11 protein-coding genes are annotated in these 10,645 nt (G+C 71.8%); 5 read left to right on the plus strand and 6 right to left on the minus strand.

Annotated features, from left to right (window positions below; genetic code table 11):
• Positions 1–96 precede the first annotated feature (96 nt).
• Together VGD70_RS27805 and VGD70_RS27810 are read right to left on the minus strand one after the other, a co-directional pair.
• Positions 97–366: a hypothetical protein gene (locus tag VGD70_RS27805; RefSeq protein WP_331086436.1), complete on the minus strand. Its 270-nt coding sequence runs from the start codon at positions 364–366 to the stop codon at positions 97–99.
• Positions 367–396: 30 nt separating this feature from the next.
• Positions 397–1,635 (minus strand): glycoside hydrolase family 18 protein, encoded by a 1,239-nt coding sequence (locus VGD70_RS27810; RefSeq protein ID WP_331086437.1) that lies wholly within the window; start codon positions 1,633–1,635, stop codon positions 397–399.
• Positions 1,636–1,794: 159 nt separating this feature from the next.
• Here VGD70_RS27810 and VGD70_RS27815 point away from each other — a divergent pair, with 159 nt between their 5' ends.
• The 4 genes from VGD70_RS27815 (at position 1,795) to fdhA (ending at position 6,089) form a co-directional block, all read left to right on the plus strand.
• A complete protein-coding gene (locus VGD70_RS27815) occupies positions 1,795–2,955 on the plus strand; it encodes an iron-containing alcohol dehydrogenase (protein WP_331086438.1) in 1,161 nt (386 codons plus the stop codon).
• Complete coding sequence (locus tag VGD70_RS27820; RefSeq protein WP_331086440.1) at positions 2,942–4,141, plus strand: GAF domain-containing sensor histidine kinase; 1,200 nt, start codon at positions 2,942–2,944, stop codon at positions 4,139–4,141. The genes VGD70_RS27815 and VGD70_RS27820 overlap by 14 nt, the downstream gene beginning before the upstream one ends.
• Positions 4,134–4,772, plus strand: coding sequence for a response regulator transcription factor (locus VGD70_RS27825; protein WP_331086442.1), 639 nt, complete (start codon positions 4,134–4,136; stop codon positions 4,770–4,772). The genes VGD70_RS27820 and VGD70_RS27825 overlap by 8 nt, the downstream gene beginning before the upstream one ends.
• A 99-nt stretch (positions 4,773–4,871) precedes the next feature.
• Positions 4,872–6,089, plus strand: coding sequence for a formaldehyde dehydrogenase, glutathione-independent (fdhA, locus tag VGD70_RS27830; RefSeq protein ID WP_331086444.1), 1,218 nt, complete (start codon positions 4,872–4,874; stop codon positions 6,087–6,089).
• A 42-nt stretch (positions 6,090–6,131) separates the two neighbouring features.
• Here fdhA and VGD70_RS27835 read toward each other — a convergent pair whose 3' ends face one another.
• Entirely contained in the window at positions 6,132–6,467 is a 336-nt protein-coding gene (locus VGD70_RS27835) for a YnfA family protein (protein ID WP_331086446.1), read from the minus strand.
• Between the two features lie 64 nt (positions 6,468–6,531).
• On the opposite strand from VGD70_RS27835, the gene VGD70_RS27840 reads away from it, so the two are divergent.
• The gene (locus VGD70_RS27840; RefSeq protein WP_331086447.1) at positions 6,532–7,554 is read left to right on the plus strand and encodes an MBL fold metallo-hydrolase; all 1,023 of its coding nucleotides are present in this window, start codon (positions 6,532–6,534) and stop codon (positions 7,552–7,554) included.
• 5 nt (positions 7,555–7,559) lie between these two features.
• Here VGD70_RS27840 and VGD70_RS27845 read toward each other — a convergent pair whose 3' ends face one another.
• The 3 genes from VGD70_RS27845 to VGD70_RS27855 all read right to left on the minus strand — a co-directional run.
• A complete protein-coding gene (locus tag VGD70_RS27845) occupies positions 7,560–7,772 on the minus strand; it encodes a hypothetical protein (protein WP_331086448.1) in 213 nt (70 codons plus the stop codon).
• A gap of 322 nt (positions 7,773–8,094) precedes the next feature.
• Positions 8,095–8,949, minus strand: a complete 855-nt coding sequence (locus tag VGD70_RS27850; protein ID WP_331086449.1) for an SWIM zinc finger family protein — start codon at positions 8,947–8,949, stop codon at positions 8,095–8,097.
• A partial coding sequence (locus VGD70_RS27855) for a DEAD/DEAH box helicase (RefSeq protein ID WP_331086450.1) occupies positions 8,946–10,645 on the minus strand: 1,700 nt, incomplete at its 5' end. The genes VGD70_RS27855 and VGD70_RS27850, both read right to left, overlap by 4 nt.

Below are 10,645 nucleotides of genomic sequence, written 5' to 3' on the forward strand. Positions count from 1 at the left end.
CCGGGCGCGGACATGGCTACCTCGAGGATCCCGTCGCCGAGGTCGGCGAAGCGCAGGCTCGAGAACTGGGTGGCGTAGTCGTACACGTCCCCATGCTTACTCGATCGCGCCCCCGCGCACCCAGTAACCCCGGAAGTAGACGAGATCCTTGTCCACGCCGCGCCGGTCACCAGGTGCCGGCGCAGGTCGGCGATCGCGCTCGCCGGCCGGCCGCGCGTACGGCCTGCCGCCGCCGGGGCCGTACTGGTGATCGCCGCGCCCGGCAGCCCACCGCCGCTTTCTCGCGCGGGGCAGCCAGGTCGGCCGCACGTCGGCGGGGGTGTCCAGCGGCGTGATCGCGGCGAGAGAGCCAGGGTGCCGCGCCACCGCGGGGGCGGCGCGGCACCCTGGTTCTGGTCAGCCCAGGCCGTTGGCCATCGCGGTGATGAGCTCGCCGTTGGACGTGTCGCCGGACAGCTCCCAGAAGAAGGCGCCGCCGAGGCCCTGCTGGTTGCTGTAGGCCATCTTGCCGCCGATCGTGGCCGGGGTGTCGTAGCTCCACCAGTTCGAGCCGCAGTGGGCGTAGGCGGTGCCGGCGACCGTGCCCGTTGAGGGACAGGTGTTCTTGAGGATCTTGTAGTCCTCGATGCCCGCCTCGTAGGTGCCGGGCGCCGCGCCCGTCGCCGTGCCACCTGGGGTGCTCTGCGACACGCCGGTCCAGCCGCGGCCGTAGAACCCGATACCCAGCAACAGCTTCGCCGACGGCACGCCCTTGCTCTTCAGCTTCTGGATCGCCGCGTCGGAGTTGAAGCCTGCCACCGGGATGCCCGCATACGACGTGAGCGGCGAGTGCGGGGCGGTCGGGCCGTCCGCGTCGAAGGCGCCGAAGTAGTCGTAGGTCATCACGTTGTACCAGTTGACGTACTGGGCCGCGCCGCCGTAGTCGGCGGCGTCGATCTTGCCGCCGTCGGAGCCGTCGGCGGTGATCGCCGCGGTCACGAGGTTGCTCGGGCCGAACCTCGACCGCAGCGCGCTCATCAGTGTGGGGAAGGCGCCGAAACCGCTGGTGTCACAGGAGAGCCCGCAGGCGTTGGGGTACTCCCAGTCGATGTCGATGCCGTCGAACACGTCGGCCCAGCGGGGGTCCTCGACGAGGTTGTAGCAGGAGTCGGCGAACGCGGCGGGGTTCTGGGCGGCCTGGCCGAAGCCGCCGGACCAGGTCCAGCCGCCGAAGGAGAACAGCACCTTCAGGCCGGGGTGCATGGCCTTGAGCTTGCGCAGCTGGTTGAAGCTGCCGCGCAGGGCGCCGGTGTCCCAGGTGTCCGCCGTACCGTCCACACTGGACGCCGCGTCGTAGAACTTGTCGTAGTCGGCGTACGCGTCTCCGATCGCGCACTGCCCGTTGGTGACGTTGCCGAACGCGTAGTTGATGTGCGTCAGCTTGTCGGCCGAGCCGCTCGTCTGGATGTTCTTCACGTGGTAGTTGCGCTGGTAGACGCCCCACTGGGCGAAGTACCCGAGGTTCACCTTCCCCGCCGCCACCGACACGGCGGGGGAGGACTCGGGACTCGCGCCCTGAGCTGGGGCGGCCACCACACCGAGCGTCGTGGCCAGGACGGCCACGAGCACCGGCAGGCGCCATCGAATGCCGGACATCGTTCTCCTCGTGGATGCAGGGGGTCCAACGCGGGTGGAGATCCACAGTCCACTATGTGGTCTAGACCACGCACCGTCAAGAGGTCTGTACCAACTGGCAAATGTCAGGTCGGCGATTACCCTGGTCGGGGGTGGTGCCGGCGACGAAGCGGGGTGCCCATGGGTCCACAGGGAAAGCTCGAGAAGTTCCTCATCCCGGAGTCGATCTTCGGCGTGGGCAGCCTGGCGGAGGTCGGCGACGCGGCGCGCCGCGCGGGCGGCTCGCGGGCGCTGGTCGTCAGCGACCCGGGGGTCATCGCGGCCGGCTGGGTCGACCAGGCCATCCCGCACCTGCGGGCGGCCGGCCTGTCCTACCGGATCTGGTCCGACCTCACCTCCAACCCCAAGGACCACGAGGTCGAGGCCGGGTTCCTGGAGTACGTCGAGAGCGGTTGCGACGTCCTCGTGGCCATCGGCGGCGGCAGCCCGATCGACGCGGCCAAGGCCATCGCCGTCCTGTCCGGCAACGGCGGCGGCATCCTCGACTACGAGGGCATCGACACGGTCACCAAGCCCATCCCGCCCATGGTGATGGTCCCCAGCACCGGCGGCTCCGGCGCCGACGTCTCCCAGTTCTGCGTCATCACCGACTCCCGCCGGCGGCTGAAGTGCACGATCGCCGGCCGCGCCCTCGTTCCGGACATCTCGGTCACCGACCCGAGCCTGCTCACCACGATGCCGGCCGAGCTCTCCGCGCACACCGCCCTCGACGCGCTCAGCCACGGCATCGAGGCCTACGTCTCCAAGGCCGCGAGCTTCCTGTCCGACGCGCACGCGCTCGCCGCCATCCGGGGCGTCCTCGACCATCTGCTCCCCACCATGGACGACCCCGCCGACCTGCGGGCCCGCGAGGGCATCGCCCGCGCGAGCCTGCAGGCGGGCATCGCGTTCACCAACGCCCTCCTCGGCGCCACGCACGCGATCGCGCACCAGATCGGCGGCTACCTCGAGGTCCCGCACGGCCTGCTCAACGCCATCCTGCTGCCGCACGTCATGCGGTTCAACGCGGTCACCCACCCCGAGCGGTTCGTCGGCGTGGCCGGCGCGATGGGCGTCGAGACCACCCGGCTGACCCCGCAGGAATGCGCCGAGGCGGCCATCGCGACCGTGGAGGCGCTGCGCGAGAAGGTCGGCGTCCCGGCCGGCCTCGCGAAGGTCGGCGTGCGGCGCGAGCACCTCGGCCGGTTCGCCGAGAACGCGCTGGGCGACGCCTACATCACCACCAACCCGAGGACGGTGAGCAAGGAGGATGTCGAGCAGATCTGCCTTGCCGCACTCTGACCCGTGGCTGGAGCGGCTCACCGGCGCCCGGTCGTCCAAGCCGACGTTCTACGCCGAGTGGCGGCGCAAGAGCCACGGCCTCGACCGCGCGATCGAGGCGCTGCGCGCGATCTCCGCCGCGCTCTGCACCACCACAAGCGGGCCCGACGTGCTGTGCGACGCGGTCGTCGACGCGCTGGCCAGGCACTTCGGCGCGGCCGCGGTGTCGCTGACGCTGGCGGCCCGGCAGGAGTTCCGCCGCGGCGCGGTGCCCGGCCGGTTCGCCGACCTGGAGCGGCGCACCCGCGCCGAGGGCCGCCCGGTCGCGCTGCCCGGCATGGTCGGCGTGCCGGTCCTGCTCGACGGGAACACCGCCGGGTCCTTGCTGGTCGCGCTGCCGGCCGAGATCGACGAGAGCGACGTGGCGATCCTGCAGACCGTCGCCAACCAGCTCGCCGTCGCGCTGGAGAACGCCTGCCTCTACCAGGAGGCCAACGAGCGGACTCGCGAGCTGGAGGAACGCAACCGCCAGCTCGAGATCGCGCACCGCAGGCTCAGCGAGGCCGGGCAGCGGCAGCTGATCAGCCAGGAGCGGCACCGGATCGCGCGCGAGCTGCACGACAGCGTGGCCCAGCACCTGATCAGCATCGGCATGAACCTCGAGTGGTGCCGGCAGAACGAGCCCTCCTCCGCGGTCGGCCGGCGGGTGGCGGTGACCAAGGAGCTGGCCCGCTCGGCGCTCACCCAGATGCGTGCGGCGATCTTCGAGCTGTCCGAGCTGGACCCCCAGCGCAGCGGCATGCGTGGCGTGCTCCTCGACCTGGTCCGCGAGTTCCGCGCGACCACCCCGCTGCGCGTGCGCATCCGCACCCGCGGCGAGCCCGCGACGCTGCCGCTCGCCGCCCAGCACGCCCTGTTCCACATCGCGCAGGAGGCGATGTTCAACGCGGTCCGGCACGCCGCCGCGCACGGCATCTGGGTCGACCTGAGCTACCGGCCGGGCACCGTGACGCTGTCCGTCGGCGACGACGGGACGGGCGACCCGCAGGCGATCCAGCGCCGGCTCGCCCGGGCCGTGGCGCCCGGCGGGCTCGTCAACATCCGCGAGCGGGCCCGCGAGCTGCACGGCACCGTGCGGGTGCGGCCCCGGCGCGGCGGCGGGGTCCGGGTCGTGGCGACGGTGCCGGCAGGGGCCGACGGTGGGTGAGCTGATCCGCGTGGTGATCGTCGACGACCACACGATCGTGCGGGAGGGCCTGCGTTCCATCCTCGAGCTCGAGGACGACGTCGCGGTCGTCGGGCACGCCGCGAGCCCCGCGGAGGCGCTGGCCGCGATCGGCGCGGAGCAGCCGGACGTCGTCCTGCTCGACCTCAAGCTCAGCGAGGACGGCCCGGCCACCGGGCTCGGCCTGTGCAGTGCGATCGTGGCCGGCTACCCCGAGGTCGGCGTGGTCGTGCTGACCACGTTCCACGACCAGACCCTGGTGCTCGACGCGCTTCGCCGCGGTGCCAAGGGGTACGTGCTCAAGGACGTCGACGTGGTCGACCTCGTGAAGATCATCCGCGCGGTCCGCCGCGGCGAGTCCGGCTTCGACTCGCGCAGCGCCTCCCTGGTCGTCCGCTCGCTGTCCGAACAGGACAGTGGGCCGCGGCTGACCCCGCGCGAGGTGGAGATCATCCGGCTGCTGGCGCAGGGGCTGACCAACCGCGAGATCGGCAAGGTGGCGCTCATCAGCGACAGCACGGTGAAGTTCCACGTCCGGGGCATCATGCGCAAGCTGTCGGTACACCATCGCACCGAGGTCGTCTACGCTGCCACCAAGCTCGGGCTGCTCTGACCTACCCGGATGGGCAGGTGCCCGCTGCCCGGCCGGCCAGTTACGAAACCGTCCCTCACTCTCGTACTTTCCTTGTGTGCAAAGGGAAAGGTGAGCGACATGCCGGACAACAGAGTAGTCGTGTACAAGGGGCCGGGACAGGTCGGCGTCGAGAACATCGACTATCCCAAGCTGGAGATCCCCGACGACGTGGCGAAGGGGCTCGGTCTGAAGAAGGACGCGCCGCACGCCGCCATCCTGAAGATCGTCTCCACCAACATCTGCGGCAGCGACCAGCACATGGTCCGCGGCCGCACCACCGCGCCGGTCGGGCAGACGCTCGGCCACGAGATCACCGGCGAGGTCGTCGAGGCCGGTGCCGACGTGCTGTTCCACAAGCTCGGCGACATCTGCTCGGTGCCGTTCAACATCGCCTGCGGCCGGTGCCGCATGTGCGGCGAGGGCAAGACGGGCGTCTGCCTCAACGTGAACCCCGGGCGCGCGGGCGCGGCCTACGGGTACGTCGACATGGGCGGCTGGGTCGGCGGGCAGGCCGACTACGTGATGGTCCCCTACGCCGACTTCAACCTGCTGAAGTTCCCGGACCGGGAGCAGGCCCTGGAGAAGATCCTCGACCTCACGATGCTCTCGGACATCTTCCCGACCGGCTACCACGGCGCGTACACCGCCGGGGTGACCACCGGGTCGACGGTCTACGTGGCCGGCGCCGGGCCGGTCGGGCTCGCCGCCGCGTACTCCGCGCAGCTGCTCGGCGCGTCCGCGGTCGTCGTCGGCGACATGATCCCCGAGCGGCTGGCGCAGGCGCGCAGCTTCGGCTGCGAGACGGTCGACCTGCGCGAGCCGGGCGACCTGCCGGACAAGATCAAGCAGATCCTCGGCGAGCCGGAGGTCGACGCGGCGGTGGACGCGGTCGGGTTCGAGGCCAAGGGCCACGGCGAGGGCGCCGCCGAGCAGCCGGCGACCGTGCTGAACGACATCATGACCGTCGCCCGCGCGGGCGCGAGGCTGGGCATCCCCGGCCTGTACGTGACCGGCGACCCGGGCGGCGTGGACGAGAACGCGAAGGTCGGGCAGCTCGGCGTGCGCATCGGGCTGGGCTGGGCGAAGTCGCACGAGTTCGTCACCGGCCAGTGCCCGGTCAAGCGGTACAACCGGCAGCTGATGAACCTGATCCTCGCCGACAAGGCGCACATCGCCAAGGCGGTCAACGCCACGGTGATCAAGCTCGACGACGCGCCGACCGGCTACAAGGACTTCGACAAGGGTGCCGCACGCAAGTTCGTGATCGACCCGCACGGCATGGTGCCGGCGGCCTGACCCGGCTCCGCCAGGCGCCCTCCGCTCCGGCGGAGGGCGCCGTCATGCCGGCCGGGGCGCGTACATGATTATCGCCACACCCAGCAGGCAGACGCCGGCGCCGACGAGGTCGAAACGGTCCGGCCGGAGGCCGTCGAAGATCACCCCCCAGGCCAGCGAGCCGGCGACGAACACGCCCCCGTAGGCGGCGAGGATCCGGCCGAAATGGGCCTCTGGCTGGAAAGCCGCGACGAACCCGTAGGCGCCGAGCGCCAGCACGCCGGCCGCGACCCACAGCAGCCCGCGGTGCTCCCGCACGCCCTGCCAGACCAGCCAGGCGCCGCCGATCTCGGCGATCGCGGCGAGCACGAACAGCACTAGTGAACGAGCGATAACCACGTTGGGAACCGTACCGTTGGTATTTGCTAAGTTCAGCGAACTAACGACGATCGGGGAACTCAGCATGTCGACCAGCCCGCAGGAATGGATCGAGCCGGGCGCCTTCGAGGTCGCGCCGGGCGTCCACCGCATCCCGCTCCCGCTGCCGACCGACGGCCTGCGCGCGGTGAACGTGTACGCGATCGAGAGCGGCGACGGTCTCGTGCTCGTCGACTCCGGCTGGGCCCTGGACGTCGCCCGCGACCAGCTCGAGCGGGCGCTCGGCACGCTCGGCCACGACTTCGGCAGCATCCAGCGGTTCCTCGTCACGCACATGCACCGCGACCACTTCACGATGGCCATCACGTTACGCCGCATGTTCGGCACCAAGATCGCGCTGGGCATCGGTGAGCAGCCGTCGCTGCGGGTGGTGCTGTCCGGCGAGGAGAGCGGGCGGCACCGCGAGATGCTGCGCTGGGGCGGGCAGTCGCTGATCGAGGAGTGGCGCCGGACGTTCGGCACCCGGGACGAGGACGGGGCCGGCAGCAACTACGAGCTGCCCGACGAGTGGCTCGAGGGCACCACCAAGATCGACGTCGGGGAGCGCACGCTGGTGGCGCTGCCCACGCCCGGCCACACCCGGGGCCACGTGGTGTTCATCGACGAGCAGGCGGGTGTGCTGTTCGCCGGCGACCACGTGCTGCCGCACATCACGCCGTCGATCGGGTTGGAGCCGGCGCCGGTCAAGCTGGCACTCGGCGACTACCTCGACAGCTTGCGGCTCGTGCGTTCCTACCCGGACCTGCGGCTGCTGCCCGCACACGGCCCGGTCGCGCCGAGCGTGCACACGCGGGTGGACGAGCTGCTCGCCCACCACGACGTCCGGCTCGCCGAGACGCTGGCGGCGGTGCGCGACGGGGCCGGTACCGCGTTCGACGCGGCACGCCGGCTGGGCTGGACCCGTCGGCACCGCCATTTCGACGACCTCGACCTGTTCAACCAGACGCTCGCGACCGGGGAAACCGCGGCGCATCTGGAGGTTCTCGTCGTCCGGGGCGAGCTGCGCTCGTCCACTGTGGACGGCGTGGTCGAGTATTCGGCCGGGTGAGCCGATCAATCCACAGTAGACGGCTGCTGTTCCCCGTCGAGCGTGTCCAGTCCGAGCATCGCGAGCAGGTTCATACAGTCCTGCGCGTCGGCGGAGTGGTACGCGACGGTACGGGCCGCCTTGCGGTTCTGCACCGCGTAGTGGACCTTCTCGCTCGCCCGTGCCTCGGCGAAGCGGCCTTGCTCAATCGTCGGGCTGGCATGTCTTGCCCAGGTCATGCGGCACCTTTCTACTCAGCTCACCGCGGTCGGCGATAGCCATGTCGCGGCAGCGTTGTCGCCGATCCGTGCCGGTCGATCTCGGGGGAAGCCACCGACACGGCCCGCCGGGGGAGAACCTCGGCTCGAGGGAAATCCTGACACCCGGCAACCGGGGCACACCACCCTGGGGTCGTTAGGCCACTCGTGTCGGCCATCTCGAACGGCGGGGGCATACCAGGTGAGCGCCCGGTTTGCAAAGGCGATTCACGATTTTTCCCAGTGTTCCCGGTATTGCGGCCGTACACGGTGGGAGTTCGCGTGGTCACGACCAGTGCGTGACTCACTCCCGCAGAAGCCGGCCTAACACTGCCGTAACCTTACTCTCCGCACCCGAGCCGTCGCGCAGCAGCAGGTCCCGGGCCCGCTGGGACGCGAGCGCGGCGGCCGCGGCGAGTGTCTCCGCGTTCACTCCGGGTGCCGGTGGCACCTCCAGCGGCGGCGCCGGCTCGTCGGGCGGCGGCGGCAGGGGCGGCGGCAACGGGCGCACCGGCCGCGCTTCCGGTGTTGACACGGCGGGTGCCGGTGTGGTGGCGCGGCTGCGTCCGCGGAGCTCGTCGGTGAGCTCCCGCCGGCCGAGGCCGCGCAGCAACAGCAGCACGAACGGGTCGGCGTCGAGCAGCCAGGACGCCTGGAAGCACAGCGCGGCCGCGTGCCGGCACGGCAGCTCCCAGCCGGGGCAGTCGCACTCGGGCTGCAGGTCGCCGATCCCGGGCAGCAACCGCACGTCCGCGTCCGCGGCGGCGGTCACCAGGTCGTGCGGCATGTCCCGGTCGAGCAGCGCGGCGAGGTGCCCGGCCTTGGCGGCCACCTCGTCCAGGAACCGCCGCCACTCCTCGCCGCTGAGCCGCTCGACGAACACCGCGGTGTGGTACACGGACTCGTCCTCGCCGTAGACCTGCGCGGCGATCCGGCCGGGGCTCGCCGTGATCGGCCCGACCCGGCCGGCGTAGGCGTAGCGGCGGCCCCGCTTGAGTGGCTCCTGGTCGAGCGAGGTGTCCTCCATCGCCTGCAGCCACGCCTGCCCCCACCAGGTGCGGGCGAACCTGCCGGGCCTGCGCGAGCTGGCCGGGAACGCGGGGAAGCCGACCGCGGGCTCGTCGCCCGGTGCCGGCGGTCCGCTCGCACGCTCGCTCACCGGTCACCTCGCAGGGCCACGAGCTCGGCCAGCTCGCCGTCGGACAGCTCGGTCAGCTCGCCCACGTCCGTCTCCTGTGGACCGAGCACGGCGTCCGCGAGGTCCTTCTTGGACTCGAGCATGGCGGCGATGCGGTCCTCCACGGTGCCCTCCGCGATCAGCCGGTGCACCTGGACCGGCCGCTGCTGGCCGATCCGGTGCGCCCGGTCGGTGGCCTGCGCCTCGACCGCGGGGTTCCACCAGCGGTCGTAATGGACGACGTGGTCGGCGCGGGTGAGGTTGAGCCCGGTGCCCGCGGCCTTCAGGGACAGCAGGAAGACCGGCGGGTCGGCGCTGTCCTGGAAGGTGCGGACCAGCTCGTCGCGCTTGGCGATCGGGGTGCCGCCGTGCAGCAGCTGGGTGGCGATGCCGCGGCCGGTGAGGTGCCGGTGGAGCAGCCGGGCCAGCTGGACGTACTGGGTGAACACGAGCAGCCCGCCGCCCTCCGCGCGGATCGTGTCGACCAGCTCGTCGAGCAGCTCGAGCTTGCCGGACCGGCCGGCGAGCGGGCCGGTGGTCTGGCCGAGGTACTGCGCGGGGTGGTTGCAGACCTGCTTGAGCCCGGTGAGGAGCTTGAGCACCAGGCCCTTGCGCTGCATGCCGGTGGCCGTGCGGATGCGGTCCATGGTCTCGCGCACGACGGCCTCGTAGAGCCCGGCCTGCTCCTGGGTGAGCGACACCGGCTGGTCGGTCTCTGTCTTCGGCGGCAGCTCGGGTGCGATGCCGGGGTCGGACTTGCGGCGCCGCAACAGGAACGGCCGCACCAGGCGGGAGAGCCGCTCGGCGGCGTCGGTGTGGCCCGGGTCGGCGGCGGCGTCCTCGATCGGCTTGGCCCAGCGGGAGCGGAACGTGGCGAGCGAGCCGAGGAGGCCCGGGGTGGTCCAGTCGAGGATGGCCCACAGCTCGGCGAGGTTGTTCTCCACGGGGGTGCCGGTGAGCGCGACGCGGGCGGTGGCCGGGATGCGGCGCAGTGCCTTCGCGGTGTCCGAGCGCGGGTTCTTGACGTGCTGCGCCTCGTCGGCGACGAGCAGGTCCCAGTGCTGCCCGCCGAGCCGGTCGGCGTCCAGGCGCATGGTGCCGTAGGTGGTGAGCACGAAGCCCTCGGCCGCCGTCTCGCGCCCGCTGCCGTGGAACCTGGTGACGGGCACCCCCGGGGCGAACCGGCGGATCTCGCGCTCCCAGTTGCCGAGCAGCGACGCCGGGCAGACGACGAGCGTGGGGCCCGTGCCCCGGTGCAGGTGCAGGGCGATGAGCGTGATGGTCTTGCCGAGGCCCATGTCGTCGGCGAGGCAGCCGCCGAGGCCGAGTTCGGTGACCGTGGCCAGCCACTGCAGCCCGCGCAGCTGGTAGTCCCGCAACGACGCGGCCAGCCCGGCCGGCGGCACCGGCGGCTCGGGTGGGGCAGACAGCCGTTCCCGCAGGTCGGCGAGCCAGCCTTCGGTGACGACCTCGACGCGTTCGCCGTCGACCTCGGTGCTGCCGCTCAGCACCGCGCCGAGCGCGTCGACCGGGGTCAACGGCTTCAGCGTCCGCTCACGGGCCTTCGCCGCCAGCGCCGGGTCGACCAGCACCCAGCGATCCCGCAGCCGCACCACCGGCCGCCGTGCCTCGGCGAGCGCGTCCAGCTCCGCCTCGGTCAGCACCTCGCCACCGAGCG

Origin of the sequence: Actinophytocola sp. (genome assembly GCF_036402745.1) — a bacterium.
Lineage (GTDB): Bacteria > Actinomycetota > Actinomycetes > Mycobacteriales > Pseudonocardiaceae > Actinophytocola.